This is a genomic window from Streptomyces sp. NRRL F-5630 (assembly GCF_000719475.1).
GTDB lineage: Bacteria > Actinomycetota > Actinomycetes > Streptomycetales > Streptomycetaceae > Streptomyces.
In genome coordinates, this window is record NZ_JOGO01000006.1 from 74,480 (window position 1) to 100,776 (window position 26,297).

The 26,297-nt window shown below is 72.4% G+C and carries 25 protein-coding genes and 1 pseudogene; 15 read left to right on the forward strand and 11 right to left on the reverse strand.

Translation table 11 applies throughout. From position 1 onward, the window contains the following. Positions 1–84: 84 nt before the first annotated feature. The gene (locus IF99_RS35400) at positions 85–2,424 is read right to left on the reverse strand and encodes a trypsin-like peptidase domain-containing protein (protein ID WP_051703369.1); all 2,340 of its coding nucleotides are present in this window, start codon (positions 2,422–2,424) and stop codon (positions 85–87) included. A 216-nt stretch (positions 2,425–2,640) separates the two neighbouring features. On the opposite strand from IF99_RS35400, the gene IF99_RS0104580 reads away from it, so the two are divergent. Further along, entirely contained in the window at positions 2,641–2,820 is a 180-nt protein-coding gene (locus IF99_RS0104580; protein ID WP_007822171.1) for a DUF6104 family protein, read from the forward strand. A gap of 292 nt (positions 2,821–3,112) precedes the next feature. Here the strand turns inward: IF99_RS0104580 and IF99_RS0104585 are convergent, their stop codons facing one another. Next, positions 3,113–4,018 (reverse strand): hypothetical protein, encoded by a 906-nt coding sequence (locus IF99_RS0104585; protein WP_030995023.1) that lies wholly within the window; start codon positions 4,016–4,018, stop codon positions 3,113–3,115. Between the two features lie 274 nt (positions 4,019–4,292). Here IF99_RS0104585 and IF99_RS0104590 point away from each other — a divergent pair, with 274 nt between their 5' ends. From IF99_RS0104590 to IF99_RS0104600, 3 genes are read left to right on the forward strand one after another with little or no spacing between them, the layout of a single operon-like run. Further along, positions 4,293–5,207 (forward strand): DUF4097 family beta strand repeat-containing protein, encoded by a 915-nt coding sequence (locus IF99_RS0104590; protein ID WP_030995024.1) that lies wholly within the window; start codon positions 4,293–4,295, stop codon positions 5,205–5,207. A gap of 1 nt (position 5,208) precedes the next feature. After that, complete coding sequence (locus IF99_RS0104595) at positions 5,209–6,321, forward strand: PadR family transcriptional regulator (protein ID WP_030995025.1); 1,113 nt, start codon at positions 5,209–5,211, stop codon at positions 6,319–6,321. After that, on the forward strand, positions 6,318–6,644 hold the full coding sequence (locus tag IF99_RS0104600; protein WP_030995026.1) for a hypothetical protein: 327 nt from the start codon (positions 6,318–6,320) through the stop codon (positions 6,642–6,644). The genes IF99_RS0104595 and IF99_RS0104600 overlap by 4 nt, the downstream gene beginning before the upstream one ends. Positions 6,645–6,773: 129 nt before the next feature. Here IF99_RS0104600 and IF99_RS0104605 read toward each other — a convergent pair whose 3' ends face one another. Next, the gene (locus IF99_RS0104605; protein WP_030995027.1) at positions 6,774–8,063 is read right to left on the reverse strand and encodes an NAD(P)-dependent malic enzyme; all 1,290 of its coding nucleotides are present in this window, start codon (positions 8,061–8,063) and stop codon (positions 6,774–6,776) included. 730 nt (positions 8,064–8,793) lie between these two features. Between IF99_RS0104605 and IF99_RS0104610 the strand changes: the two genes are divergently transcribed. From IF99_RS0104610 to IF99_RS0104620, 3 genes are all read left to right on the forward strand, one after another. After that, positions 8,794–9,762, forward strand: a complete 969-nt coding sequence (locus IF99_RS0104610; RefSeq protein WP_030995028.1) for an ABC transporter substrate-binding protein — start codon at positions 8,794–8,796, stop codon at positions 9,760–9,762. Between the two features lie 243 nt (positions 9,763–10,005). Next, positions 10,006–10,914 carry an amino acid ABC transporter permease gene (locus tag IF99_RS0104615; RefSeq protein WP_030995029.1) on the forward strand — a complete coding sequence of 303 codons (909 nt, stop codon included), beginning with the start codon at positions 10,006–10,008 and terminating at the stop codon, positions 10,912–10,914. Then, positions 10,911–11,708 (forward strand): amino acid ABC transporter ATP-binding protein, encoded by a 798-nt coding sequence (locus tag IF99_RS0104620; protein WP_324604360.1) that lies wholly within the window; start codon positions 10,911–10,913, stop codon positions 11,706–11,708. Before IF99_RS0104615 ends, IF99_RS0104620 begins: the two co-directional genes overlap by 4 nt. A gap of 312 nt (positions 11,709–12,020) precedes the next feature. Here IF99_RS0104620 and IF99_RS0104625 read toward each other — a convergent pair whose 3' ends face one another. Beyond that, positions 12,021–12,782: a class I SAM-dependent methyltransferase gene (locus tag IF99_RS0104625; protein WP_030995031.1), complete on the reverse strand. Its 762-nt coding sequence runs from the start codon at positions 12,780–12,782 to the stop codon at positions 12,021–12,023. Positions 12,783–12,898: 116 nt separating this feature from the next. Here IF99_RS0104625 and IF99_RS0104630 point away from each other — a divergent pair, with 116 nt between their 5' ends. Next, positions 12,899–13,558 (forward strand): CGNR zinc finger domain-containing protein, encoded by a 660-nt coding sequence (locus tag IF99_RS0104630; protein WP_030995032.1) that lies wholly within the window; start codon positions 12,899–12,901, stop codon positions 13,556–13,558. A gap of 149 nt (positions 13,559–13,707) precedes the next feature. Here the strand turns inward: IF99_RS0104630 and sodX are convergent. Then, positions 13,708–14,082, reverse strand: a pseudogene (gene sodX, locus IF99_RS34675) (nickel-type superoxide dismutase maturation protease); the annotation flags it as partial. A gap of 151 nt (positions 14,083–14,233) precedes the next feature. Here sodX and sodN point away from each other — a divergent pair. Then, positions 14,234–14,629, forward strand: coding sequence for a superoxide dismutase, Ni (gene sodN, locus IF99_RS0104635; RefSeq protein WP_008745663.1), 396 nt, complete (start codon positions 14,234–14,236; stop codon positions 14,627–14,629). A 7-nt stretch (positions 14,630–14,636) separates the two neighbouring features. Here the strand turns inward: sodN and IF99_RS0104640 are convergent, their stop codons facing one another. Beyond that, positions 14,637–15,791, reverse strand: a complete 1,155-nt coding sequence (locus tag IF99_RS0104640) for a tyrosine-type recombinase/integrase (RefSeq protein ID WP_030995033.1) — start codon at positions 15,789–15,791, stop codon at positions 14,637–14,639. Between the two features lie 24 nt (positions 15,792–15,815). After that, on the reverse strand, positions 15,816–16,316 hold the full coding sequence (locus IF99_RS0104645; RefSeq protein ID WP_030995034.1) for a helix-turn-helix transcriptional regulator: 501 nt from the start codon (positions 16,314–16,316) through the stop codon (positions 15,816–15,818). 120 nt (positions 16,317–16,436) lie between these two features. On the opposite strand from IF99_RS0104645, the gene IF99_RS0104650 reads away from it, so the two are divergent. The 4 genes from IF99_RS0104650 (at position 16,437) to IF99_RS0104665 (ending at position 20,935) form a co-directional block, all read left to right on the forward strand. Continuing rightward, complete coding sequence (locus IF99_RS0104650; RefSeq protein ID WP_030995035.1) at positions 16,437–16,631, forward strand: helix-turn-helix transcriptional regulator; 195 nt, start codon at positions 16,437–16,439, stop codon at positions 16,629–16,631. Between the two features lie 500 nt (positions 16,632–17,131). Further along, on the forward strand, positions 17,132–18,385 hold the full coding sequence (locus tag IF99_RS0104655; RefSeq protein WP_030995036.1) for a DUF3631 domain-containing protein: 1,254 nt from the start codon (positions 17,132–17,134) through the stop codon (positions 18,383–18,385). Between the two features lie 311 nt (positions 18,386–18,696). Next, positions 18,697–19,242 carry a hypothetical protein gene (locus tag IF99_RS0104660; protein ID WP_030995037.1) on the forward strand — a complete coding sequence of 182 codons (546 nt, stop codon included), beginning with the start codon at positions 18,697–18,699 and terminating at the stop codon, positions 19,240–19,242. Continuing rightward, positions 19,232–20,935 carry a relaxase/mobilization nuclease domain-containing protein gene (locus IF99_RS0104665; protein WP_030995038.1) on the forward strand — a complete coding sequence of 568 codons (1,704 nt, stop codon included), beginning with the start codon at positions 19,232–19,234 and terminating at the stop codon, positions 20,933–20,935. The genes IF99_RS0104660 and IF99_RS0104665 overlap by 11 nt, the downstream gene beginning before the upstream one ends. 105 nt (positions 20,936–21,040) lie before the next feature. On the opposite strand, the gene IF99_RS0104670 is transcribed toward IF99_RS0104665, so the two are convergent. The 4 genes from IF99_RS0104670 to IF99_RS0104685 all read right to left on the reverse strand — a co-directional run bounded on the left by IF99_RS0104670 (position 21,041) and on the right by IF99_RS0104685 (position 24,094). Further along, positions 21,041–21,586 carry an HAD domain-containing protein gene (locus IF99_RS0104670; protein ID WP_030995039.1) on the reverse strand — a complete coding sequence of 182 codons (546 nt, stop codon included), beginning with the start codon at positions 21,584–21,586 and terminating at the stop codon, positions 21,041–21,043. A gap of 34 nt (positions 21,587–21,620) precedes the next feature. After that, positions 21,621–22,352 carry a class I SAM-dependent methyltransferase gene (locus IF99_RS0104675; RefSeq protein ID WP_030995040.1) on the reverse strand — a complete coding sequence of 244 codons (732 nt, stop codon included), beginning with the start codon at positions 22,350–22,352 and terminating at the stop codon, positions 21,621–21,623. A gap of 1 nt (position 22,353) precedes the next feature. Continuing rightward, complete coding sequence (locus tag IF99_RS0104680; protein WP_030995041.1) at positions 22,354–23,265, reverse strand: phosphotransferase; 912 nt, start codon at positions 23,263–23,265, stop codon at positions 22,354–22,356. Positions 23,266–23,344: 79 nt separating this feature from the next. After that, on the reverse strand, positions 23,345–24,094 hold the full coding sequence (locus IF99_RS0104685) for a hypothetical protein (RefSeq protein ID WP_030995042.1): 750 nt from the start codon (positions 24,092–24,094) through the stop codon (positions 23,345–23,347). A gap of 224 nt (positions 24,095–24,318) precedes the next feature. On the opposite strand from IF99_RS0104685, the gene IF99_RS0104690 reads away from it, so the two are divergent. Both IF99_RS0104690 and IF99_RS0104695 read left to right on the forward strand, forming a co-directional pair. Further along, on the forward strand, positions 24,319–25,674 hold the full coding sequence (locus IF99_RS0104690; protein WP_030995043.1) for a hypothetical protein: 1,356 nt from the start codon (positions 24,319–24,321) through the stop codon (positions 25,672–25,674). Position 25,675: 1 nt separating this feature from the next. After that, entirely contained in the window at positions 25,676–26,209 is a 534-nt protein-coding gene (locus tag IF99_RS0104695) for an NUDIX domain-containing protein (protein ID WP_030995044.1), read from the forward strand. Positions 26,210–26,297 lie beyond the last annotated feature (88 nt).

A 26,297-nucleotide genomic window follows, 5' to 3' on the forward strand; every position in this document is an offset into this window, starting at 1 on the left:
ACCGGGGGCCCTGGCTACGGGCGCTCGGGCCGTACGGGGCACGGGCCACACGGTAGCGAGCGGCCCGACGCCGCGTCAGGTCTTTCACGGGGGAGCAAGCAGCGCGGGGGCGGCGCGCGGTGGGTCGTACATCAGCACCACGCCCTCGGACCAGCCCTGCCCGTGCTCGGCCGCGCGTCGCCAGTCGTGCAGCGCGTAGGGCAGGTACGCCGCGCTGTGCGCCGCGCGCACCTCCTGTCCTACCCGGGTGTGGAAGCCGGAGCAGTTCCCGTCGTACGCGTACCCCGGGACCATCCCGTACGTGCGCGAGAACTCCCCCCGGCGCCGCCAGAGCGCGACCCCGTACCCGGCCCGCACCAGGCGGGGCAGCGCGTCGCCCGTGACGGGGTGCGCGGCACCCCGGTACTGGCACAGGACCGGGATCTCGGCGGGGTGCGTGACGAGGTCGTCGGCGAGGGGGCGCGGCGCGCCGCCCGCGCAGTCGAGGACGCTGCCGTGCACGCCCTCCGCGTCGGGGCCGCGCGGGTGCAGCGCCGCCCAGCGCACGGGGTCGACCTCGGCCTCCGGGCCGAACTGCTCGCGGCTCGCGCACCGCACGACGACGGGCCGTACGGCGCCGAGCGGGCCGCCGCCGGAGGGGTCGGGCCACGTGTCGACCTCCAGGCCGAGCAGGTCGTGGGGCAGCGCGACGTGGAGCACGGCGGGGGCTGCCGGCTCGTCGCAGCGCCGGAAGGCGTCGGCGAGGGGTCCGGCGAGCGCGGTGGGCAGGGCGCGCAACGGGACGGCGTCGGCGCTCTCGTGGACGGACTCGGTGAGCGGTTCGGGGCCGCCCGGCTCGCCCTCCTCGACGGCGAGGCCCCACGTGACGTGACCGGGCTGCCAGCCGAGGGCGTCGACGCGGAGCACGACGGCGCGGCGCGCGGCGCGACGGCGCGGGCGCGGCAGCACGGCGGCGGGGCGTTCGTGGGCGCGCCACCAGTCGGCGAGTTCGGTGTGGTAGACGGCGCGGACCCCGGGGGGCAGTTCGTCGGCGGCGTCGGCGGCCCAGTCGCGCAGCTTCCGCAGGGCGTGCTCGGCCTCCCGGGCCCCGGTGGCGGACGGCTCCTCGGCGGGCGGGAGCGCGGCGGTGGAGTGGGCGGCGGCGTGGAGCGGGGCCGCCGCCCCGGCCGGGGTCGCCGCGTGCAGCACCGCGAGGACGTAGCGCAGCGCGAGCGTGTACGGGTCCCGCACGCCGCCCGCCCGGTCGCGCAGCACACCGAAGCCGTCGCGCCAGGCGCGCGGCGGGTGCGGGCGGTCGGCCCCGTAGAGGTCGAGGGGCAGGCCGCGCAGGAGCGTCGCGAGTGCGGCGGGCGCGACGGGGTGCGGGAGTTCGGCGAAAAGGCCGTAGAGGCGGGTGCGGTCGAGGGGGCCCGGACGGGTCCCGGGGCCCCACAGCGCGCGCTGGGCGTCGGTCCAGGTGGGCGCGCCGCCCGCGAGCTGGGAGGCGTGGTAGCGGTCGTGGTCGCGGTACAGGACCTGGTAGAGATCCTCCTCGGGCTCCGGCGGCCGCGGCACGGGGCCGGGCGCGGCGTCGTCCTCGGCGCGGGGCTCGGGCAGGACCGTCGCGGGGACGGGCGCCGCGAGGTCCGTCCCGGCGCGTCCCGTGGCCGCGCCTTCCCACCACGGCCCGTCGGGGAGCATCGTGCCGAAGGGCGGGGTGGCCCGCTCGGCCGTCAGCCCCGGCACCGCGAGGGAGCGCAGGCAGGCGATGTCGACGGCGGAGCCGCTGCCGCCGTCGCGCAGCCGGGACTTGACGACGGCGACGACCTCGCCGCGCCGCAGGTCGACGACCGGTCCGCCGGAGGAGCCCGCGATGAACCCCTCCCCCTTCAGGAGGAGCTGCTCGGGCTCCCCGGGCCCGCCGAGGGTTCCCGCGACGGTGACGGCGCCGCCGCGCAGGGTCAGCCGCCCGCCGTTGTCGATCCAGCCGACCTGGTAGAGCCCGTTGCCGTCGAGCTGGGTGCCCGCGGGGCGGTCGGAGAGATAGGCGCACGTGTACGGGGCGGGTCGGCGCAGCCGGACGAGAGCGAGGTCGGGGGCGGGCCAGGGGCCGGTCGCGGGGCCGTGCTCGGGGAGCACGGCGGCGACCTCGCCTTCGAGTGCGAAGGGGAGACCGCTGGGGCCCACCTGGCAGACGATCACCCGCTCCCCCTTCCCGACCGGACGCAGCGCCGCCCCGTCGAAGAGGACATGCGCGCAGGTCAGGACCCACTGCGGCGCGGCGAGAAAGCCGCTGCCGAGAAACAGCCCTGCCTCCTGGACGGTGTCGAGGGGGCTATACCCGGCTCGGGGAACGTGGATGCGGACCGTGGCCGCCTTCGTCAGATCCTCCAGGATCTTCCACGCCGGCTGCCCTTCCCCGCCGCCGTTCACCGCGTCCCCCATGGTGTGTCCCCCGTTCTCCTCCCGCGTGCCTGGCGGGGGCCGATGGGCCGCCGTTCGGTCGTGGCGCGCGGGCAGAGCAGATTAGCCCGTGCGCGGGGCGGGGGCGAGGAGGAAACGGGACACCCGGCCCGCCTATCCTGTGCCTCGGACCCCCCGGGCCCCCGCCCGCCACCCCTGCCCCTTCAGCCACCGGCCCCATCAGACGGAGCACGCGACATGTACTTCACCGACCGCGGTATCGAGGAACTGGAACGGCGGCGCGGCGAGGAAGAGGTGAGCTTCGAATGGCTGGCCGAGCAGTTCCGCGTCTTCGTCGACCTCAACCCGGACTTCGAGGTCCCCGTCGAGCGCCTGGCGACCTGGCTCGCCCGCCTCGACGACGAGGACGAGGACTGACGGCGAGGGCCAGGTCCGACGAGGAAGGGCTGCGGCTGACGGCGTGGGCTGCGGTTGCGACTGAGGGCGTGGGCTGCGGCTGACCGTGCGAGTCGTGCCCGTGCGCGTGAGCTGGGTCTGACGACGCGGGCCGCTCCTGGCCGCGAACCCCGCGTCAGGCGCGGCGCCCACGCCCCCGGGAACCCAGAGGCGCGGCCCGCCTCAGCGTGAAAGCCCGGGCTCGTCCCGGACGCGTCCCCGCGTGGAAGCCCCGTCCCCGCCCCGGGCCCGTCCCCAGCGTGGGGGGGGCGCCTCACCCCCTCCCCCACCCCCGTGCCGCCCGCATCCGGTCGTAGGCGAGCGCGGAGAGGCCGTGGGCGACCAGCAGCGTGCCCGCGCAGCACCAGCCGTGGTCGCGGCGCCGCAGCCCGTACGCGAGCAGCGGCAGCCCCACCGCGCACTGCGCGCCCGCCAGGAGCCGCGCCCCCGGGCCGCGCAGCCACGGGCCCAGAGCACCGTGCTCGACCGCGTCGATCTCGTCCCGTACCGCGTCGCGCCAGCCCGACCAGGACAGGAGGCGGTTGCCCGGTACGACGGCGGCGACCGAGCGCAGGCGGTCGGCGGGCTCGCCCGGCACCAGCCCCGCGGGCAGGCGCAGTCCGGCGCGCGCGAGCACCGCGAGCACGCCGCGCAGCCGGGCGCGCGCGTCGCTCTCCGGGTCCTCCCGGCTCAGCGGCCCGAGTTCCTGGAGGTCGAGCACGGGGTCGAGACCGAGGCGGAGCACGAAGGTGCGCATCGCCTCGTCCTCGCCGAGCGGCGTCCCGTCCCCCGCCCACTCGTAGCCGACCGGGCGCCGGAAGCCGGAGCAGAGCACGAGACCGGCCCGCTCGTGGTCCCACCACAGCGCGAGGACGGGCCAGGAGGCACCGACCGCGAGGGCCGTCGCCCAGCCGGTGAGGACCCGGTCGACCGGCTCGCCGCCGTGCAGCCACGGCTTGTCCTCCGGCACGAGGGCACTCCACCGCGCCTCACCGTCCGGCCCCGCCTCACCGGCCGGGCAGAGCACGAGCGGCCTGCGCAGCAGCCGCGCGGCACGCGCCGCCTCGTCCGGCTCCGCCCGGCACAGCAGGAGCGCTCCGGCCGCCCGCTCGGCGTCCGTCGCGGCGGAGGGGACGGCGGCGTGCGGCGTGGGGCGGGGGCCGCCCGGGGGATTGGCCATGCATCCACGCTAGGACGCTCCTCCCCGCGCGGCCCGCCTTCGGCGTCCTTCCGTGGCTCCCGCCCCGGCCCCTCGTCTCCGGGTCCCCGCTTCGGCTTCCCCGGCCCCCGCACTTGACGCCGACGATCCGCGATATATCGTGTCGGCAAGAGAACGCGATATGACGCGAGGCGCCCCTCGCGTGCTGCCGGTACGCCGCGCCCGCACGCACCACGCGCACCGCGCGAGACACGTACGAGTGACACACGTACGAGGGAGAACGGGGAGGTTCGGCATGGCCGAGTGGTCCGTGGCGGAAGCGCGGAAACTGAGGATCGAGGACCCGGTGCGGACCGTGCGCGTCGGGCTCATGGGCGGCGAGGTCAACGTGGTCGGGCGCCCGGGCCCGGGCGCCGGGATCGACCTCCAGGTCGGGGAGGTGGACGGGCCTGCGCTCGACGTGAGCAGCGCGGACGGGGTGCTGACGGTCGAGTACCCGGACGTGCCGTGGCGCGGCCCGCTCAAGTGGCTCTCCTCGCGGGTGCGCGAGCGGCACGCGGTGGTCTCGCTCGTCGTGCCCGCCGACACGCCCGTGGAAGTGCACGTGGCGGGCGCGGGGGTCACGGTCTCCGGGCTCGACGCGCCGCTCCTCGTGCACAGCGTCTCGGGCGGCGCCACGCTGACGCGCCTGAGCGGCGCGGTCGAGGCCGAGACGGTCTCGGGCGCCTTCGAGGCCCAGGCGACGAGCGGCCCACTCCGCTTCGCGTCCGTCACGGGCACCCTCACCCTCGTCGACGGCACGGGCCCCTCCGTACGGGCCGATTCGGTGAGCGGCGACATCATCCTCGACCTGGCCCCCGGCGAGACGCCCGCCGACATCCGGCTCACGAGCGTCTCCGGACAGGTCGCGATCCGCCTCCCGCACCCGGGGGACGCGACGGTCGAGGCGGACACGGCGAGCGGTTCGGTCTCCAACGCCTTCGAGGACCTGCGCGTCAGCGGCGCGTGGGGCAGCAAGAAGGTGACCGGAAGGCTCGGGTCCGGGCATGGCAGGCTCAGGGCCACGACGGTCTCCGGCTCCCTCGCGCTCCTGCGCAGGCCGCCCCGCGCGGAGGAGACCGAACCCCCCGAGGAGCCCGGCCCCCCGGCTCCCACCGATCAGCCCGAGCGGCCCGACCAGCCCGAGCGGCCCGACAGGAAGGTGCTCTGAGATGGCCCCCGTCTTCGCCCACGGCCGCCTGCGGCTGTACCTGCTCAAACTCCTCGCCGAGGCCCCGCGCCACGGCTACGAGGTCATCCGCCTTCTCCAGGAACGCTTCGAGGGGCTGTACGCGCCCTCGGCCGGCACGGTCTACCCGCGCCTCGCCAAGCTGGAGTCCGAGGGCCTCGTCACGCACACGACCGAGGGCGGCAGGAAGGTGTACGCCATCACCGGGGCAGGGCGCGCGGAACTGGCCGCACGCGGCGGTGAGCTGGCCGAACTGGAGCTGGAGATCCGCGAGTCGCTCGCCGAGCTGGCCGCCGAGATCCGCGACGACGTACGGGACGCGGCCGGCGAGCTGCGCCGCGAGGTGCGCGCCGAGACGGGCCGCTCCGACGCGGCGGGCGGTACGGGCGCGGGGCGCGGCGAGGGCGAGCGCGAGGCGTGGCGCGCGGCGAAGGAGGAGCTGCGCCGCGCGAAGCAGGAGTGGCGCGAACAGGCGCGCCAGGCGCGCGACGAGAGCCGCCGCGCCCGCGAGGACGCGCAGCGGGCACGCCGCCAGGCGCGCGACGCGCAGGCGAAGGCGAAGGCGCAGGCCAAGGAGGCGCAGGAGCACTTCCAGCACATGGCCCGCCAGGTCCAGCAGCAGATGCAGGAGCACTTCAGCCGGGGCGACTGGCCCACCGGGCTGCGCGAGGGCCTGAGCGAGCTGACGCGCGAGTTCGGCCGCTTCGGGCGCGAGGGCGGCTTCGGCCAGGGGCAGGGCGGTGAACCCTGGGGGGCCTGGGGCGGTGGCCGCGCGCCGTGGGAGGCGCGGGGGGAGAAGGCCCGCGAGGAGTCCCCGGACCTGGAGAAGCACCTCGCGGACGACCCGGCCGACGCGGAGACCGGCCTGACGGGCGAGGGCCCCGCGCCCGTACCGCCGCGCTGGGCCACGGAGCCGCTCGCCGACGGCGATCCGGTCCGCGAACTGGAGCGGCTGCTCGACCGCTTCCGCGACGACATCAGGGACGCGGCGCGCGACGGCGGGGTGACGGCCTCCCAGCTCCACGCGGCCCGCGAGCACCTCGCGCGGGCGGCGGCCCGCATCGCGGCCGTCCTCGGGGAGCCGTCCGCTGAATGACCACCATCGCCTGGGGCCCGCTGGGCCGGTCCCCTCTCTGGCAGGCGGTACTGCACCTGGCGGCACTGGAGGCCCGCCAGCCGCCCCGCGCCGCGCAGCACGCCCGCGAGGAACCGACGGGCACCGCACGTACGGAACCGGCGGACACCGCACGTACGGCGCACGAATCCCGCTCCGCCACGGCCCCCCGGGCCCCCGAGATCGGCCCCGTCCGCGCCGCCCGGCCACCCTGCCCCCGTACCGCCGGCACCGCCCACCGCCCGGCCCGCGTCGCGGGAAACCCGCCCTCGCGGGAACCGGGCGCAGGGCGGTCACCGGCCTGAGGCGGGGCGAGGGACGGCGCGCTCCGCCCACGGCCCGTGCGCGAGCGGCGAGGGGCCCGTACCGGCGCGGCCACACCCGCACCCGTAAGGGCCCCTCGCCGCTCGCGCGCACGCGTCGCGCGGCTCACGTCACCGCCGTGCGACCCCGTCCTCCCGGGCCGCGCGGGCGACCGCTTCGGTCACCGCGGGGGCGACGCGCTCGTCGAAGGGCGAGGGGATGACGTAGTCGGCGGCGAGTTCCGCGCCGACCACGTCGGCGAGCGCCTCGGCCGCGGCGATCTTCATGCGCTCGGTGATGTCCGAGGCCCGCACGCGGAGCGCGCCGGCGAAGATGCCCGGGAAGGCGAGCACGTTGTTGATCTGGTTCGGGTAGTCGCTGCGCCCGGTCGCGACGACGGCGGCGTACTTGTGCGCGACGTCCGGGTGGATCTCCGGGTTCGGGTTGGCCATCGCGAAGACGAAGGAGTCCTTCGCCATCGTCGCGACCGCCGCCTCGGGCACGGTGCCGCCCGAGACCCCGATGAAGACGTCGGCGCCGTTCAGCGCGTCCTCCAGCGAACCGCTCAGGCCCGCCAGGTTGGTCAGCTCGGCGATCTCCCGCTTGACCGGCGTGAGGTCGGCGCGGCCGGTGCTCAGCACGCCCTTGCGGTCGCACACGGCGACGTCGCCGATGCCCGCCGCGAGCAGGAACTTCGCGATGGCCGCGCCCGCCGCGCCCGCGCCCGAGATGACGGCGCGCAGCTCACCGATCTCCCGCCCCGTCAGCTTCGCGGCGTTGCGCAGCGCGGCCAGGGTCACGACGGCGGTGCCGTGCTGGTCGTCGTGGAAGACGGGGATGTCGAGGCGCTCCTTGAGCCGCCGCTCGATCTCGAAGCAGCGCGGCGCGGAGATGTCCTCCAGGTTGATGCCGCCGAAGGAGGGCGCGAGCCGCACCACGGTCTCGACCAGTTCATCCGTGTCGGTCGTGTCCAGCGCGAGCGGCACCGCGTCGACGCCCCCGAACTGCTTGAAGAGGATCGCCTTGCCCTCCATGACCGGCATCGAGGCGGCCGGGCCGATGTCGCCGAGCCCGAGGACCGCCGTGCCGTCCGTGACGACGGCGACGACCTTCGAGGTCCACGTGTACTCGTGGGCGAGCGCGGGGCGTTCCGCGATGGCCGTGCACACCTCGGCGACGCCGGGCGTGTAGGCGAGGGAGAGGTCGTCGCGGTCGCGCACGGGGACGGTCGCCGCGATCTCCATCTTGCCGCCCCGGTGGAGGGCGAAGGCGGGGTGGAGACCGGCGTCCGGCTGGGCCGCGTCCGCCTGCGCGGCGTCCGCCCCGGCCGGGCGGTGCGCGGAGCCGTCGCCCGTGCCGGCGACGCCCGCACAAGCGCCGGTATCGGGTGTGGCTTCGGCAAGGTCCGCTTGAGCTGACATGGGAGGAACCCCTTTGTTCGTACATCGTCAGTTGAGGGTGTCCGCCCCCTGGTGAGGAGGGCGGGCGGGCACCGCGCTGCCCGCCGGCGGCCCGGGTCCCCGGTCGGGAACCACGACTTCCACGCTTCCGCGGAACACTTCCGGGAGGGGAAACGCTTCCGCGAAGGAATAGGCCACGGGTACGGGCACGTGCGCGCGGACGCGCCGCACACGCGTCCTGGGCCCCTGATGAGGGGTGTAGCCGTCTTTTCTACCGGATCGCGCCCGCCTCCCACGAGTCCTTTCGCACGAGGGCCCGGTCACACGCGCCCGCTCTCCTCCCCCGCGCGCCCTCTCCCGGCCCGCGCGCATCACCCCGCGCCCACCCAAGAGCGGTCAAGACGTGAGGAATTGCGCAAGGCACGCACAGCGCGTCAAGCGTCGCGGGCCCGCCGAGAACCGGCATAGCGTCTCGCATCCCGGGATACCCGCCCGGGACCGGCCCCCGCGCCGCCGCCCGCGCCGAAAATCCGTGCCGCCGCCACGCGCCCTCAACTCTTCCGCGCACCCGACTTGTTACCTGTCCACAAGCCCCCGGACCGATCCCGTTATCCGATTTTGACATCGATGACCCCCTGAGCGGTCTTGTCCGAATGGCAAGATGCCGTGCATCGCACTGGGTCACGACACTCGAAGACGCGTTCACCGTGACCCCCGTCGGCATTTCCAGACTTCCGCCGGAGGGACCCTCATGACCGCCAATTCCCCGCGTCGCCTGTTCGCCGTGAAGCCCCGCGCAGCGACGGCCGCCGCTGTCGTGGTCGCGGGTGCCCTGCTCCTCGGCGCCTGCGGCGACCAGACGAAGGACGACGACAAGCCGGCCGCTTCGGCCGGTTCCTCGAAGGACGCCGGGTCCTCGCTCAAGGACAAGCTCCCCGCGGAGATCCGCGACAAGGGCGTCATCAAGGTCGGCTCGGACATCGCGTACCCGCCCGTCGAGTACAAGGACAAGTCCGGCAAGGTCGTCGGCATCGACGTCGACCTCGCCGACGCGCTCGGCAAGGAGCTGGGCGTCAAGTTCGAGTTCCAGAACGCCACGTTCGACACGCTCCTGACCGGTCTGCGCTCCAAGCGCTACGACCTGGCGATGTCCGCGATGACCGACACGGCGGACCGCCAGAACGGCGTGGACGGCGACACGGGCAAGAAGGTCGGCGAGGGCGTCGACTTCGTGGACTACTTCACGGCCGGCGTCTCGATCTACACCCCGAAGGACAAGACCCAGGGCATCAAGACCTGGTCCGACCTGTGCGGCAAGAAGGTCGTCCTCCAGCGCGGCACCGTCTCGCACGACCTCGCCAAGGCGGAGTCGAAGAAGTGCGCGGGCGGAAAGAAGATCGCCATCGAGGCGTACGACAACGACCAGCAGGCCCAGACCCGCCTGCGCGCCGGTGGCGGCGACGCGGGCTCCTCCGACTTCCCCGTCGCGGCCTGGGCCGTCAAGACCTCCGGCGGCGGCAAGGACTTCGAGCTCGTCGGCGAGCAGGTCGAGGCCGCCCCGTACGGCATCGCGATCGCCAAGTCGAACACCCAGCTGCGCGACGCGATCAAGGCCGCGATGGACGCGATCATCGCCAACGGCGCGTACGACAAGGTCGTCTCCAAGTGGGGCGTCGAGGACGGCAAGGTCACCAAGGCCACCGTCAACGCCGGCAAGTGACCTGACGGGGCGCGGGATTCCCCGTACGGGAACGGAGTGCCGTTCCCGTACGGGCGACCCCGCCGCCCCGGCCCCCGCGCGGGCCGCCGCCCGCGCCCGTCCCCACCCCCCGGAGCGAAGGCAGTACGCGTGTCCCCCGACGACCCCACCACTCCCCCGGAACCGGACCGCGCGTCCGGGTCCCGAGACGCCGCCCCCACCAGCACGGACGAACCGGCGGCCGACGCCGCCGCACCGGCCCCCGTGACGAAGACCGCCCCGCACACCGCCGAGGCCATCCGCGCCGTCCCCGTGCGCCACTACGGCCGCTGGGTCGCGGCGGTCCTCTCCCTCGCCGTCCTCGCCGCGCTGGTCTACGCCTTCTCGCAGGGCAAGATCAACTGGGGCGCCGTCCCCGACTACTTCTTCGACGACCGCATCCTGAGCGGCCTCGGCAAGACCATGCTCCTGACCGTCGTCGCGATGGTCATCGGCATCGTCGGCGGCGTGATCCTCGCCGTCATGCGGCTGTCGAAGAACCCGGTGACCTCGTCGATCGCCTGGTTCTACATCTGGTTCTTCCGCGGCACCCCGGTGCTGGTGCAGCTCATGGTCTGGTTCAACCTGGGCCTCGTCTTCGAGTACATCAACCTCGGCCCGGTCTACAAGGACTACTGGGCCAGCTTCATGACCCCGCTGCTCACCGCGCTGCTCGGCCTCGGCCTCAACGAGGCCGCGTACATGGCGGAGATCTGCCGCGCCGGGCTGCTCGCGGTCGACGAGGGCCAGACCGAGGCGGCGCACGCGCTCGGCATGAGCCACGCGAAGACCCTGCGCCGCGTCGTGATCCCGCAGGCCATGCGCGTCATCGTGCCGCCCACGGGCAACGAGGTCATCAACATGCTCAAGACGACCTCGCTCGTCGCCGCCGTGCAGTACCCGGAACTCCTGCGCGCGGCCCAGGACATCGGCCAGGTCTCCGGCGCGCCCGTCGAGATGCTCTTCCTCGCCGCCGCCTGGTACCTGATCCTCACCTCGGTCCTGAGCGTCGGGCAGTTCTACATCGAGAGGTACTACGCGCGCGGCTCCAGCCGCGCCCTGCCCGCGACCCCCTGGCAGAAGGTCAGGGCGACCGTCCTGGCCGTGGGCCGCCCGAACGGAGGCATGGCATGAGCGACCGCGTCCCGGCGATGACGACCAGCGGGCAGGTGCCCATGGTCCGCGCCGAAGCCGTCCACAAGTCCTTCGGCCCCGTCGAGGTCCTCAAGGGCATCGACCTCGACGTCCGGCAGGGCGAGGTCTTCTGCCTCATCGGCCCCTCGGGCTCCGGCAAGTCCACGTTCCTGCGCTGCATCAACCACCTGGAGAAGATCAACGCGGGACGCCTGTACGTCGACGGCGAACTCGTCGGCTACCGGCAGCGCGGCGAGAAGCTGTACGAGCTGAAGGACAGCGAGGTCGCGCTGCGCCGCCGCGACATCGGCATGGTCTTCCAGCGCTTCAACCTCTTCCCGCACAAGACGGCGCTGGAGAACATCATCGAGGCGCCCACGCAGGTCAAGGGCGTCACGAAGGCGGCGGCACGCGAGCAGGCCCGCGCCCTCCTGGAGCGCGTGGGCCTCGCGGACAAGGCCGACAGCTACCCGGCGCAGCTCTCCGGCGGCCAGCAGCAGCGCGTCGCGATCGCCCGCGCGCTCGCGATGGAGCCGAAGCTGATGCTCTTCGACGAGCCGACCTCGGCGCTCGACCCCGAGCTGGTCGGCGACGTCCTCGACGTCATGCGCGACCTCGCCGAGAGCGGCATGACGATGATCGTCGTGACGCACGAGATGGGCTTCGCCCGCGAGGTCGGCGACTCGCTCGTCTTCATGGACGGCGGCGTCGTCGTCGAGTCCGGCCACCCCCGCCAGGTCCTCACCGACCCCCAGCACGAGCGCACCCGCGCCTTCCTCTCGAAGGTGCTGTGAGGCGGCCGACGGGGTCGTGAGGGGGCGACGGGCGCCGGGAGGCGGTGGGGGCGCCGGGAGGCGGTACGGGGGACGAGGTGGCGTTCGGCGAGGTGGCCGTCCGGCGGGACGGGACGGGGCGCGGGTCCGGGTCGCCTACGGCGGACGCGGGCACGCGGACGGGGCGTGTCGCGGGCAGGGGCGCGGTCCGGAGCGGGGCAGGGCGCGCTCGGGGCGGCGGTGCGGGTACGGGCGGACCATGCGCCACGGCGCCGTTCCCCGTACCGCCCGGTCCCGCTCCCTCACCCCGGCGACGGTCCCGCCGCCGTGCGCTCAGCGCAGCCCGAGCACCAGCGCGTCGGAGGGCGAGGCCCACACCGTGCGGGCCTCCGCGAAGCCCGCCTCGCGCAGGGTCGCCGCGTGCCACGCGGGCGGCTGCGTGTCGCCCTCCGAGTGCGCGCCGAAGAGCTTCATGCGCGCGGCGACGGGCCCGGCGAGCGCCGGTTCCTCGGCGAGCGCCGCCCACCACGCGTCCCAGTCCTGCGCCCCCGCGGCGCGCGCCCGGTCCATCACGGCGTGCCGCAGCGCCCGCTCCGCGGCGTTGATGCGGGGCGTGGCGGGGTCGGGCATGTGGTCGGCGTTCATGAAGGCGCCACCCTCCCGCACGAGCGGCGCGAGCTGCCCGTACAGCGTCCGCAGCGCCTCGGTGGGCATCCAGTGCAGCGCCGTCGCGGTGAGCACGACGTCGTACGTGGCGTGCGGCAGCGCCGCGTACCAGTCCGGCGCCGTCAGGTCCGCGTCCACGATGTCGACACGCGCGTCACCGGCGAAGGTGCCGCGCGCGAGCGCGAGCAGGGCCGGGTCGCGGTCGACGGCCGTCGAGCGGGCCTCGGGGAACCTTCGCAGCACGCGGTCCGTAATACTTCCCGTACCGCAGGCGAGGTCGAGGACCCGCGGCGCGGTGCCGACGAGCGCCTCGGTCATGTCGAGCATGACGCGGAACCGCTCCTCACGGTCCGGCATGTACCACTCCTGCTGACGGTCCCAGCTCTCCTGCCAGGCCCCGAAGTCGGTGCCACCGCCGCCCGTTCCCATCTCCGCCTCCAGCTCGTCCGTGCGGGACCCGCACGAGAAGTAATACCCTCTACACATGTCCGACCATTACGGCCGGTCGACATGCGCACCCTAGTCCGCCCCTGTAAGGACAACAAGTGGAACTGGCCTATTACTCGGACTACGCCGTACGTCTCGTCAACACCGAAGAGCCGGGACGCCGCAAGGACACGCTGACCTCGGTCGACGCGGTACGCGGCCTCATCGGCGCGGACACGCAGGCGGCCCGGCGCGCGGGCGAGGCGGACGTGACCCGCTTCCGGGGGGTGCGCGCCCGGCTGCGCGCCATCTTCGAGGCTGCCGACGGCGGCGAGGAGCACGAGGCGGTCCACCTGCTCAACTCGCTGCTCCTCGAATACCCGGTCTCGCCGCAGATCTCGGGCCACGAGTACCTCGACGCCTCGGGCCGCCCGCGCTGGCACATGCACCTCGCCGAGCACCCCTCGAACGCGACCGCCGGGTACGCGGCCGTCGCCGCGATGGGCCTCGCCTTCCACCTCACCGAGTACGGCGTCGACCGCCTCGGCATCTGCGAGGCCGAGCCCTGCCGCAACGCCTACCTGGACACCTCCACCAACCGCTCCCGCCGCTACTGCTCCGACCGCTGCGCGACCCGCGCCAACGTCGCCGCCTACCGCGCCCGCAAACGCCGCGCCGCCGCCGATCCGGAAACGGAACGCACCGAGCCGAGCCCCCAGCGCACGAAGGAGACGGCGGTCGCGAGCCGCCCCGAGGAGCCCCCGGCCGAGGAAGCCTGAGCCGGGGAGCCCTGAACGGCGGAGTCCCGGCCCGCGGCGTTCTGGCCCATGGCCTCCTGGTCCGCGCCGCCCTGGCCGGGGTCCTCCGCGCCGGCCGCTCCCGCGCCCCGCGCTTCCGGACCGCTCACTCCCACGCCGCGCGCCGTCGCCGCGACAGGCCGGTCCTCGCCCTCCGGCCTGCGCGGCCGGTACCGCCCGAGCACCCGCCCGAGCACGAGTTCCCGCGGCACGACGCCGTAGTCGTTGCTGTCGCCCCCGGCCCAGGGGTTGTCGGCGAGCACCCACCAGCCCGTGCCCCGGCGCTCCGCCGCCCGCTTCACGATGAGCAGGTCCTGCTGGAACGGGTGACGCAGCACCACCACATCACCCGGTCTGACCCGCGCCCCGTAACGGACGAGCAGGCGGTCCCCGTGACGCAGCGTGGGCAGCATCGAGGGTCCCCGCACCACGGCGACACCGAGCGGAATCCTCGATTCCCCTATGCGCACGCGCCCTTCCGCCTCCGACATCGCCCAACCTCCCACTCCCGTGCCCGTCCGGCACCGCCCTCGGGACCGACCGGCCCCTAGTCTCACCCCGGACTTTTGGCCTAGGCCCCCGGGGGCGCCCGAGAAAACCAGGTCCTCACGGAGTAATGTCCCACCTGAGAAGACGATCACGAGGAAGGACAGCTTCATGCTCTCCCGCCTGTTTGCCCCCAAGGTCACGGTCAGCGCCCACTGCGACCTGCCCTGCGGCGTCTACGACCCGGCGCAGGCCAGGATCGAGGCCGAATCGGTCAAGGCCGTCCAGGAGAAGTACCAGGCCAACGAGGACGCCGACTACCGCACGCGCTGCATCATCATCAAGGAGCAGCGCGCCGAACTGGCCAAGCACCACGTCTCGGTCCTCTGGAGCGACTACTTCAAGGCCCCGCACTTCGAGAAGTACCCGGAGCTGCACCAGCTCGTCAACGACACCCTCAAGGCCCTCTCGGCCGCGAAGGGCTCGAACGACCCGGCCACGGGCCAGAAGGCGCTCGACCTGATCGCCCAGATCGACAAGATCTTCTGGGAGACCAAGAAGGCCTGATTCACGGCTAGGCCGTCTGACCTGCGCTTTCGCTGGTCATATCGCCTACCGGTCCGCACCCGGTCCGCAGGCCGCCGAGAACGGCGTCCATCACGGACCGGGTGCGGTCTTCTTCGCCCGGCCACAGGTGCGCGTAGATCCGCAGTGTGATGACGGCGGACGCGTGGCCGAGGACCATCTGCACCTGCTTGACGCTCGCCCCGCCCGCGATGAGCGCGGAGGCGTAGAAGTGCCGCAGGTCGTGCGTCACCATGCGCGGCAGCCCGACGGGCTTCCGCGCCTCGCGCTCGGCCGCCTCGTCCTCCTCCGCCTGGAGCGTCCTACGGGCGCAGTTCCACTCGGTCTTCCAGCGGCGGTAGTTGAGCGGCTCCCCCTCCTCCATCGTGAACAGCCACTCCGGGGACGGACGTGCGGCGAGATGCGCGAGGAGCGCATCGGTGACGACCTCCCCGACAGGGACCGTACGCCGGGATTTGGCGGTCTTCGGCGGACCGACCTTCCCCGACTGGAGCCGCTGTCGCTCCACGCGGATACTGCCCGCCTTGAAGTCGACATCCGCCACCCTGAGGCCGAGCAGCTCCCCTATCCGCAGGCCCGATCCGGCGAGCGTGACGACGGCAGCGCGGATGTACGGCGGCATCACCCGCGCCATGGCCTCGACCTGGGCGACGGTGGGCGGAGTGACCTCCTCGTCCGGCATGACCGGAAGGGTGATCCGGCGGCACGGGCTGGAGGCGATGACCTTGTCGTCCACGGCGGCCGTCATGACGCGCACGAGGACGTCGTAGACGTTCCGCACGCTCCCGGGGCCAAGCTGATCGGACAGGTGCCTGAAGAGCACCTGTATATCGTTGCGGCGCATCGCCGCCAGTGAGCGGGCGCCGAGGGCGGGTACGAGGTGGAGCCGGAGCGCGTTGTCCGTGATGCGCTCACCCGCCTCGCTCGCGATGAGCGAACCCTGCCACCTCTCGGCGTATTTTTCGAAGGTGACGCGACCGGCTCGCGGGTCGACGTACTGACCGGTGACCACGCTGGTCGTGACCTCGTCGAGCCAGCGCTGGGCGTCGAGCTTCCGGTCGAAGTGACGAGCGTGCTCCTTGCCGTCGAGGTCGCGGTAGCGGGCTCGCCATTTGCCGTTGGGACGCTTCTGGATGTTCGCCAAGTGGCTTCTCCTCTGTGCTGGTTGTCAGTAGTGACCCCCGTTCTCGATGTCGCCGCTGAGGACGCGGGCGTCCCGCTCGTCGCCCATGAGGCGGAGGCACTGCTCGTGGATCGCCCGCGAGCTGTCGGGGTGGGACTTGATGTGGTCGGCGACGGCGACCACGGCGCGGTGCAGGCGGTCGCGGGCGTCGCGGGTTTCGTAGAACGCCTCGACGGCTTCCTGGACGAGCCGCCTGCTGTCGATGTCGAGCCCTTCGAGAGGCGGGGACATCAGCTCTTCGAGGGGGAGCTCGAAGACGCGGGAGAAGGCGAGGGCCTCATCGAGGTTGATCCGGCGGCGGGGTGAACCACTCTCGATGCGCCACACGGCCGTCTGATTCATCTTCACGCCGGCTCTGGTCACGCGCTCGGCCAGCTCGGTCGTGCTCCACCCCCTGACCTCACGCTCCAGGGCCACGCGGCTCGCCACGTTGCCTTCGCTGTAGAGCAGCGGCACCTCGCCGCCCTCAAACTGCTCGCTTGCCATCGAACCTCCATCATGCCCGGCGTTAGTCAAATTGAAACATGGACTTCCCGATTTGGCTAACGGCCGATCGCGAGGTAAGTCTTATGCGCACCGAATCGCCACCTAGTCGAATGGGAGAGCATGCAGTACCTGACCACCGCCGAAGTCGCGGAGCGCTACCGCACCGCCGAGAGCACCGTCCGCTACTGGCGCCAGCTCAAGAAGGGGCCGCGCGGCATCAAGGTCGGCAAGCGGGTGCTCTACCCCGAGGCCGAACTGCTGCGCTACGAGCGCGCGCTGATCGACGGCGGAGAGGAGTGGGGCCTGGCCTCGTAAGCCACGGGCAGCCCCGGACACAGCAACGGCCCCCAGCGCGCCAACGCCGAGGGCCGGAGATTCCCCCGCACGTCGCCCACCCCTGAACGAACGAACGAACCGGTGCGGGGCGGGACCTTGCCCGTCCCGTCCCGCACCTGAGAGGAACGTCTATGGAGGACCCTACGTCCCCTGTCCCCACGAACGCATCCGAGGTTGTCTGGCCCACCCCCGCAGTCCCCGGCCAGGGCATCCCCCGGCGCAACGGGGACCGGGACAGGGACCGAACCGAGTCACGGTCCCCCGCATCGACGGGTGTTCCGGTCGGGAACCGGAATTCTCCCAGCTCGGAGAATGCTCAGGTCAGCGCCTTGGAGTCAGGTCCCGCCGAACCGGACATCGGGGACCGGGCAGAGACTTCCGGCCCGCCGGTCCCCGAATCCGGTCCCGGCGTCCCCAACGAGCGCGAAGCACCCCGAGCCGGTGGTGAGGACCACGGTCCCCACGTGTCATCGGGGACCGTGGTCGCCGACGGCGGTGCGGGGACCGGGAACCCCGCCGGTGCGAGCGACGAGACGGCGGACGAAGGCGCCGCCCTGCTGCACGACCTCCGTGCAGCTATCGGCCGGTACGTGGTGCTGCCGAGCGACGAAGCTCTGACGGCGGTCACGCTGTGGGTGGCGGCCTCCCACATCCAGCCCGCCCTCCAGCACGCGCCAAGGCTGGCGGTGGTGGGGCCGACCAAGGGCTGCGGCAAGTCCCGCGTCCTGGACGTGCTCCACGAGACCGTGCACCAGCCGATGATGACCGTGAACACCTCGCCGGCGGTGGTCTTCCGCGTCATCGGCCAGAACCCGCCGACGCTGCTGGTGGACGAGGCCGACACCATCTTCGGCCCCAAGGCCGGCGACAAGGAGGACCTGCGCGGCCTGCTGAACGCCGGACATCAGCGCAACCGCCCCGCCTGGCGAATCTCCGGCCCGGAGCACAAGCCGACCGCGTTCCCCACCTTCGCCATGGCAGCCCTCGCCGGGATCGGCGACCTGCCGGACACGATCATGGACCGTGCCGTCGTGCTCCGCATGCAGAAGCGCAAGCCGGGCGAGCGCATCGCCCCGTTCCGCTCGCGGTACTCCGTTCCGGAGCTGAACGCGCTCCGGGACCGGCTGACCGCCTGGCTGGCCCCGCTGCGAAGCACCGCTGGGGGCCTGGTTCCGCGGATGCCGGTCGAGGACCGCGCTGCCGATACGTGGGAACCACTGGTGATCATCGCCGAGCTGGCCGGCAGGCAGTGGCCCTCGTGGGCCCGTGCCGCCTGCCTGGCGATGACGCGCAACGAGGTCGTGCAGGACGAGCAGACGACGCTGAAGACCCGATTGCTCCGGGACATCCGCCGCGTTTTCGAGCAGCAGGGCGACACCGGGGCGATGCGCAGCCACGACCTGCTCGCCGCTCTCGTCCAGGACCCCGAGGCACCGTGGGCCGAGTACGGCACCAAGGGCCTGAACGCTTATCACCTGGCCAACCTGCTGAGGGACTTCGGCGTCAGCCCGGCCAACCACCGCTTCGAGAATGGCAGGCAGGCCAAGGCGTACGCCCGCAACCAGTTCGTCGATGCCTGGGCCCGATACTGCCCCGCCCCCGACGCACCGGTCCCCGCAGCCGGCGAAAGCGTCCTCGCGCGTCGAATCCAGGGCAAGCCGCCGATCCCACCGACCGGGACACCGCCCGTTGGCCCACCCGGCGGGCCTTCCGGCCCCCGGCGCACTCGCTGATCCCAGCCCCGTACCAATCCGTCGCATCCGTCCCCGCGCAGGTCAGCGCGGGGACGGGGTTCCTTGCCGATACGGATCACTCCGTACCTGCACCGTTCTCCGTACCTGCCCTGAACAGCAACGGGACGCATGCGACGGACGTGACGAAGCCCCGCCCACACGACGACCGGAGCACCACCATGCCCGAACGAAGCACCGAAACCCCCACCCGCCGCCGCAAGGGGTTCCTCGGCCTGACCCGCCGTTCAGCAGCAAGCTGGAGCGAACGAGCCTCTAACGAGGCTTCGTCCGCGCTTGCCCCCGCCCCCGGGGTGGCGGAGGAGGCCGGGCGCCAGGGGGCGCCCGAGCCGGAGGAGGCTGCCGCCGAGATCAGCTGCCCGCCGACACCCGACTCCGCCGCTCACCCGTCGGTCGAGCCACCCTCCTGGCGAGATCTCAACGCCCCTGCCCTGCCCGCACTGATGAACCGCAAGCGCACCGTGGAAAAGCGCGACCAGGAGAAGACCATCCGTTTCACGCGGACAGCGGTCGCTGTGATCAGCGCCGCCGCTCACCAGCGCGGTCAGAAGTTCGCCGGATTCGTCGGGGACGCAGCCCTCGCCGTCGCCCAGGGCAAGGCAGGACTGGCCGGGAGTCCGGAGGACGACCCCATCCGCCCGCTGATCGAGGCCGTCGAGGCACACACAATCGCGCTGAACCGCATCGGCGGCAACCTCAACCAGATCACCGCAGCCATCCATCGCGGCGCCGTGCCGGGACGCGCCGAGGCTGTGCTGGACCGTGTCGAGCGCGCAGCCGAGAACAGCTACCGACTGATCGACCATCTCCTGGCGGAGGGGACCGCGCATGGTTCCTGACGTCTCCACCGGCTCCGACACCCGCGGACTGATCGTCTACCTCTTCGGCCCCGGCCGCCGCGACGAACACACCGACCCACACATCGTCGCCGCCTGGGACATGGCCGGCGCCCCCGACCCCGGCCGCGACCCCGAAGCCACCTACACCCAGCTCGCCAAGCGCCTCGACGCCCACGTCAACCTGCGCACCCGCGAGCTGGGCGGCAAGAAACCATCCCAGCACGTCTGGCACTGCCCGGTCCGCACCGCGCCCGGCGACCGCTACCTCACCGACGCCGAGTGGGCCGAGGTCGCCCGCCGTATCGTCCACGCTGCCGGCATCGCCCCCGAGTGCGACGAGAAGGGATGCCGATGGATCGCCGTGCGCCACGCCGCCGATCACATCCACATCATGGCCACCACCGTCCGCGCCGACGGACGCCGCCCACGCACCCACCGCGACGGCCAACGGGCCCAAGCCGAGTGCCGGAAGATCGAAGCCGAGTTCGGCCTGCGCCGCCTGAAGTCCGGCGACCTCACCGCGCCCCGCACCCCCACCGGCGCCGAACGCGCCAAAGCCGAGCGTCAGGGCCAGACAGTCACCGCACGGCACTGGCTCCGCGAGCAGGCGTACGCGGTCGCCGCCGCCGTGCACAACGAGGCGGACTACTTCACCGTGCTGGAGTCCCTCGGCATCAAGGTCAAAACCCGCATCGGCCCCGAAACCGGCGACGTGATCGGCTACAGCCTCGCCGCCCCCGGAGACACCAACGCGGCCGGCGAACCCGTCTGGTACGGAGGCTCGAAACTCGCCCCCGACCTCTCCATCAACCGCCTACGCGAACGCCTCCCTGACCAGCAGTTGGCCGACCGCCCGCGTTTTGTGGCGGACCCCACCGACCCGTGGCGGCACACCACCACCGCCATCCATACCGCACGCACCGTCCTCGACGCCGATGACGATGCCGCCGCCCAGGGCCACCTGGCCGCTTTCGGCGACGCTCTCTACAACATCGCCAGCGCCACGACCGGCCCACACCGGGCAGAACTACGGGCGGCGGCGACGGCGTTCAACCGCGCCCGCCGCTCCGCCACCCGCGCCGATCACCGGACCGCAACCGCCCTGCGCAAGGCCGCCAAGGAACTCGCTTACGCCTCCAACGAGCCGGGCGCACTCGCCATCGCCCTGCTCTTCGCCACCATGCACCTGGCCCGCGCCGCAGCCAAGTGGCACGAACAGCGCGGCCACGAACAGCAGGCCGCTGCGGCTGAGGAAGCCTTCCGCCACCTCCAAGCGGGCTATCAGCAGGCCGCCACACCCGTCTTGGCGGACCTGGCCCGCCGCGCACCGCGAGCCACGACCGCCCGCCGCTTCGAGCAAGACGTTCGCGCGACCCTCCCCCACCACGCCGCCCGAATCCTCGCCGACCCCACCTGGACCGCCCTGACGACCACCCTCGCCCACGCCGAAACCACCGGCCACAACCCCCGACGTCTTCTGGCCGAAGTGGGCGCCCAGCGGGAACTCGACAGCGCCGAGCACCCCGCCGAGGTCCTCAACTGGCGCATCACCGCTCAACCGAACCGGCGGACACAAGCGGCTCGCAGCCGAAGCACCACCGACGGAAGGTCGTCCATGTCCGCCGTTCCAAACGGGTCGGCCTCGCCGGTTGGCTATCCGCCCCGCACGGTCTCCCCACGAAGGAGCCGATAGCGGAAAACGGGGGCGCCCTCGTGCGACGTGTTCCCGGAGGAACGTTCAGTTCCCGAACGGCGCTCCTGGTGCCCTCGCTGCCACCGGCAGCGAGGGCACCCGTCGTCAAGCGGCTCGGGCTGCGGGTAACTGCGAGACCCACCTCGTCGCCTCGGTCAGGTGCTCGGACAGCAGACCGAAATATGGGTTGGGCTGCACGAGGAGAGTCGCTGTTCCGCGGGCGGTGCGCTCCGCCGCCCAGGCGTGGTCGAGACCCGTGAAGTCGTCATCTATCCAGACGGCGGGGGCGTCGCCGAGCCAGCCGTCGACGTGGTCGCGCTTCCAGAGGTAGCCATCAGGATGGCTGGTGGTGATCTGGGGACGCGGCAAATCAACGTGTGGAAAGGCCGGGAGGTCGAGAAGGGGCCCGATGAGGGTGGTGGCGTCCTGCCGCCAGCTTGTGCACCAGACCGGGGTGACCAAACCTGTGCGGATGACGTCCATGAGCAGGCGGCCATGGTCGGGGTTGAGCCAGACGGTGACCGGATTGTCGACGCTGCGGCCGACGGGCACGACGTCGTGGCGGACGTGGGTGGCCGGGGTCGAGCCGTCCTCGTTGGGGAAGGGTATGAGGACACCGTCGATGTCGAGGAGCAGGTAGGGCATGCGCATCGGTTCCTCCAGGGAAGCCGGGGCGAATGGCTTGTCAGAGCTTGCGGGCGCGGATCAACAGGGTGGTGGGCCAGTAGCCCATGCGGGGGTCGTGGAACTCCTGGGCCGAGGTGAGCCAAAAGCCCGCCTGACGTAGGTGCTTCTCCCACCGGTCCGCGGAGAACTCCCAGCGGGCGAGGGGTAAGCGAGTGCGGTCGGGGAGGGTGACGTGGTCGCGGCGAGGACGGTCGTCTCCGGAGGGGCTTCGGCCACCACGCTGCGGGTGCGGAACCGAGAAGGCGAGCACCCGACCGGGCGTGAGGCGCTGGGCGATGGTCGGGAGCAGGAGCTCGGGGGCGACAAGCCCGATGGCGCCGAAGACGGAGTAGATCGCGTCGAACTGCTCGTCGGAAGCGCGCAGGTGGTGCAGTGCGTGCCCGGCGACGAAGGTGAGGTTGTCCAGCCGTCCGTAGTGGGAGCGGGCGCGGCGGACCTGGAGGCCGACCAGGTCGACGCCGGTGACGTGGGCGCCGATTGGGGTGTCCCCTGCTCGAGCGAAGCCGAGAGCTTGGGGAAAGGTGGCGAGGTGGGCGGCGTTGTGGCCGGGGCCGCAGCCGAGTTCCAGGAGCCGCTTGCCCCGAAGGTCGGGGCCGAGGATCTCGGCTCCAGGCCCTTGGCCGGGTCTCGTGGTCCATTCCATCCGGGCGGGTACGGCAAGGGGTTGGGCAGGCCCGGCGGCGGTGCGCTGGAGGGCGTGGGCGTGCCAGGGCGATGCCTGGGCGAGCACGTCAGATCTCCAGGAGGTGGAGGACGTCGGTGAGGTGGCGGCGGACGGCCTTGATGTAGGCGGGGTCGGTGGCCGGGTCGTTGATCCAGCGGATCGCCTGCTCCATGAACCACTCGACGGCCCACATGCGGTGCCAGCCCAGGGCCCAGTTCTCGGCGGTGAGGCCGCCTCGCGGGGCGAGGGCATCGGGGGTGCCGCCGGCGGTGACGTACTGCTCCAGCAGAACGCGCAGGCGCACGGGGTGCGGGGCATCGATGGTTCCGTGCCAGCTGGCGAAGTCGAGCAGGCCGGGGCCGGTGAAGGCGCGGGCAAAGTCGAGCAACCGCCAACCGTGGTCGCCGATGTGGAGGCTGGTGGGGTGGAACTCGGAGTGCACCCACCCGAATGGTTCCAGCCTTGCTCCGGCCGAACGGGCCCCAGCCGCTTGGGCGATCCGGTCGAGCGCGTCCTCGACATCGTCGGTGTCCTGCCACCGGTCGGCCTTGCGCAGACGGCCGAGGTGGTCCAGCGCTTGGGCGGGCAGCACGCGCAGCCGCTCCTGGTCGAGCACAGGCAAGCGCGAAGCCGTACGGGTGCCGTGCAGGATCACGGCCGCGGCGACGCCGTCGAAGTCGTCGGCCTCGCGGACGGACGGTCCCAGGTCCTCCATGAACATGCCGAGCCATCCGTTCAGAACGGCAGAGGCGTGGACCTGGGGGACGGGAACGCCGAGAGTGTGGGCCAGGCGGAGGGCCTGGTCCTCGCTGTCGAAGGGTTTCTTCGCGTACTTGAAGATGGCCGTGGAGCCGTCGGAGAAGGTCACGCGCTCGACGCCGGACATGGACCACACGCGCACCTCCTCCCGTACGGCGGTGGTCTGGCCGGTCGCGGTGAGCAGGTTGTCGAGGAGTTCGGCGCTGGGATTCGTAGTCACAGGGAGGCTCCGGGGAGGTGGCGGCGTCCGGGGCGGGCGAGGGCGGTCGGGCCGCCCCGGAGCCTGATCGGGTGGCGGGTTACGCGGCGGGGTTCACGCGGTGGGCGTAGACCTGCTCGATCCAGCCCGCCTTGAACGCGGCGAGGTCGTCACGGAAGTTCGCCATCGAGGCACCGTAGGGCGCGACCACGCCGCCGGACTGGTCCGGCACGGACTGGCAGCCGTGCACGAGTCGGCCGCCGAGCGCGGCGTGGGCCTTGATGGACTCGATCCGGCGGTGCTCGTTGAACCAGCCGCCGTGGTAGACCTCGTCGAGCATCCCGCCCATGTCGTCGTCCAGGTCGAAGACCACGGACGTCGCGGCGGGGAAGAACCAGCACGGCCCGACGTTGGAGATGTGCCCGTCCACCTCGACCTTGTTGAGCGCCATGAACGTGGCCGCCTCGCGCAGCATCCGCAGGTGCTCGGCGGTGATCTGCGGCAGGCCGAGGCCGGCCAGGTGCTCCTCGCGGAAGAGGTACGCGTACACCTCGTACGCGGTGGCCAGGACGCGGGCCGCATCGGAGGTGGACTCGCTGTGCTGCTTGATGAAGTCGAGCGCGAGCTGCTCGACCGCGCTCTCGGTCGTCTCGTCCACGTCCAGGAGCTGGGACTTGACCAGCTCCCAGTCGGCGACGAGCCAGGTGCTCGACTCGAAGCGGAAGAAGTAGTCGGCCGGGTCGATCGTGATGCGCCGGGCGTCAACCTGGATGCCGGGCAGGCGGTTCCATCGCGGGTCGAACGCCGCAGGCAGCTCGACCGTGATGGCCGTGGTGTCGATGGTGGTCACCGTGTTCTCCGTCTCTGATGGGCCGGGTTCGGGCACAGAAATGCCCGAACCCGGTGTGGACGTACGGAACTTCGGGGTGCCGCCCGGACCAAGGGGGAGCCTGGATCACGGTCGCGCCGTTCCGGGCGGCTGCTGATAAGTGAACCGGCGGTCACGCTCAGTGGGTACGGTGGAAGGCAGTTGAAGCGGTATACGCGGTTTACAGCTCCAGGACGGAGGCGATCGTGACGGCGCAGAGAGACCCTAACTACCGTCTGCGCGAGGTCGTCGCGGCGGTCGACTGCACCTACGAGGCCCTCGCCAGGGACGTACGGCGCATCGCCGCCGAGAACGGCGAGATCCTCCAGACCAACAAGTCGGCCATCTCGCACTGGGTGAACGGCACCCGCGCCCCGTCGGGCCGGGTAGGTCAGTACCTGGCCGAGGCGCTGTCCCGCCGGTCGGGACGCACCATCACCCGGACCGACATCGGCCTCCAGGCCAGCGATGACGAAGCGCTGGCAGAACCCGACCCTGTCCTCGCCGCCACCGACCTGGGTCGTGCCGACGTCGAGCGCCGCCACTTCCTCGCTATCGCGGCCTTCACCACCGCCGGCGTCGCCATGCCGCTCGGATACGACCACGAAGCCACCACCCGCATGCTCCGGGCCCGCACCGGCACCTCCCTGGTGGGGGCGGAGGTCGTGGATGTCGTACGGCAGATCACGGCGGCCTTCAGCGCCGCCGACGAGCGCCTCGGCGGCGGACACGGCCTGACCACCGTCACGGCCTATCTCGCCGACACAGCCGCCCCGATGCTGCGCGGGCGCTTCCCCAACGAAGTCTTACGCCGGGCCGCGTTCGGCGCCGTCGCCGAACTCGCCTATCTCGCAGGGTGGAAGCACCACGACCTCGGCCAGGAAGGCGCCGCCCAGCGCTACTACCAGGTCGGCTACAAGCTCGCCTGTGAGGCCGACCCTTACGGCCACGCAGCCTGGATGATGCGCGCCCTCGCTCACCAAGCTCTGAGCCTCAAGCAGCCCCACCATTGCGTTGACCTCGTCGAGGGCGCCCTACGCGCAGGTCTCGGCCGCGTCGACGGTCGGACCGAGGCACTCCTCCACATCACCCACGCTCGCGCCTACGCCGCAGTCAACGAGAACCCCCAGGCCGCAGGCGCCCTGCTCGCCGCCGAGGACGCCCTCCTACGGGACGACGGCCCCCAGCCCAGCTACTCCCGCGTCAGCGGCCCCGCCGCCGGCACCGTGGCCAGCCACACCGCCCGCACCCTGACCGACCTCGCCGACCACATCGGCACCGAGCAGCAGCACCGCGACGCCCTCACCCGCTGGGACCCCGTGAAGTACAAGCGCGTCCACGCCCTCACCCACGCAGACCTCGGCGACAGCCTCGCCGCCCAGGCCCGCGCGGACGAAGCCGTCGCCGCCTGGACGCAGGCCCTGGTCCTCATGGAAGGCATGACCTCCGACCGCACCCGTAAGGCGATCACCTCGATCCGCTCCACCCTCGCGGTCTACCAGCGCCGCCGTGTCCCCGGCGCCGCCGATCTCGCCCGCCGAGCCCGCGAGGCCCTCGCCTAACATGCCCAACAACCCGCCCGACGAAGGGAATACCGTGCCTCAGCCGAAGACCGATGAACAGCCGAAGGCCCTCAAGCCGGCGCTCGAATCCATGACTCTGCTGGTTGCGGCCGTCATCGTTCACGACAAGGCCACCAACCGCGTCGTCCTCCTCCAGCGCAGCGAGAACGCCAAGTTCGCCCAGGGCCAGTGGGACCTCCCCGTCGGCAAGAGCGAACCCGGCGAGCCCATCACCGAGACGGCCGTCCGCGAGCTCTACGAGGAGACGGGCCTGACCGTGAAGCCAGAGTTCCTCAAGGTCGCCCACATCATCCACGGGGCCTGGGGCGTAGAGGCCCCGAACGGCTTCCTGACGGTCGTGTTCGTCTCCCATGAGTGGACAGGCGAACCGGAGAACCGTGAACCCCGCAAGCACGCCCAGGTCCGCTGGGTCGACGCTGAGGCCATCCCCGAGAACTTCGTGGACACCACTTCGAGCGCCCTCCTGCGGTATCTCGGTAGCGGGCCAGAAGTCTCACTTGATGGCTGGGGGTAGGGGCGCGCGCCACCTCGGCCAGGTATCGAGTGCTTACAAGCACGGCCCAATTTCCCTGCTGGCCAATGAGATCCGGCACGGATGTCAG

Coding starts and splice junctions, on each gene's coding strand:
- IF99_RS0104650 (WP_030995035.1), top strand. CDS start 16,437: ATGCAGTACCTGACCACCGCCGAAGTCGCGGAGCGCTACCGCACCGCC.
- IF99_RS0104620 (WP_324604360.1), top strand. CDS start 10,911: ATGAGCGACCGCGTCCCGGCGATGACGACCAGCGGGCAGGTGCCCATG.
- IF99_RS0104610 (WP_030995028.1), top strand. CDS start 8,794: ATGACCGCCAATTCCCCGCGTCGCCTGTTCGCCGTGAAGCCCCGCGCA.
- IF99_RS0104595 (WP_030995025.1), top strand. CDS start 5,209: ATGGCCCCCGTCTTCGCCCACGGCCGCCTGCGGCTGTACCTGCTCAAA.
- IF99_RS0104605 (WP_030995027.1), bottom strand. CDS start 8,063: ATGTCAGCTCAAGCGGACCTTGCCGAAGCCACACCCGATACCGGCGCT.
- IF99_RS0104625 (WP_030995031.1), bottom strand. CDS start 12,782: ATGGGAACGGGCGGCGGTGGCACCGACTTCGGGGCCTGGCAGGAGAGC.
- IF99_RS0104665 (WP_030995038.1), top strand. CDS start 19,232: ATGGTTCCTGACGTCTCCACCGGCTCCGACACCCGCGGACTGATCGTC.
- IF99_RS35400 (WP_051703369.1), bottom strand. CDS start 2,424: ATGGGGGACGCGGTGAACGGCGGCGGGGAAGGGCAGCCGGCGTGGAAG.
- IF99_RS0104580 (WP_007822171.1), top strand. CDS start 2,641: ATGTACTTCACCGACCGCGGTATCGAGGAACTGGAACGGCGGCGCGGC.
- IF99_RS0104670 (WP_030995039.1), bottom strand. CDS start 21,586: ATGCGCATGCCCTACCTGCTCCTCGACATCGACGGTGTCCTCATACCC.
- IF99_RS0104590 (WP_030995024.1), top strand. CDS start 4,293: ATGGCCGAGTGGTCCGTGGCGGAAGCGCGGAAACTGAGGATCGAGGAC.
- IF99_RS0104645 (WP_030995034.1), bottom strand. CDS start 16,316: ATGGCAAGCGAGCAGTTTGAGGGCGGCGAGGTGCCGCTGCTCTACAGC.
- sodN (WP_008745663.1), top strand. CDS start 14,234: ATGCTCTCCCGCCTGTTTGCCCCCAAGGTCACGGTCAGCGCCCACTGC.
- IF99_RS0104585 (WP_030995023.1), bottom strand. CDS start 4,018: ATGGCCAATCCCCCGGGCGGCCCCCGCCCCACGCCGCACGCCGCCGTC.
- IF99_RS0104695 (WP_030995044.1), top strand. CDS start 25,676: ATGCCCAACAACCCGCCCGACGAAGGGAATACCGTGCCTCAGCCGAAG.
- IF99_RS0104600 (WP_030995026.1), top strand. CDS start 6,318: ATGACCACCATCGCCTGGGGCCCGCTGGGCCGGTCCCCTCTCTGGCAG.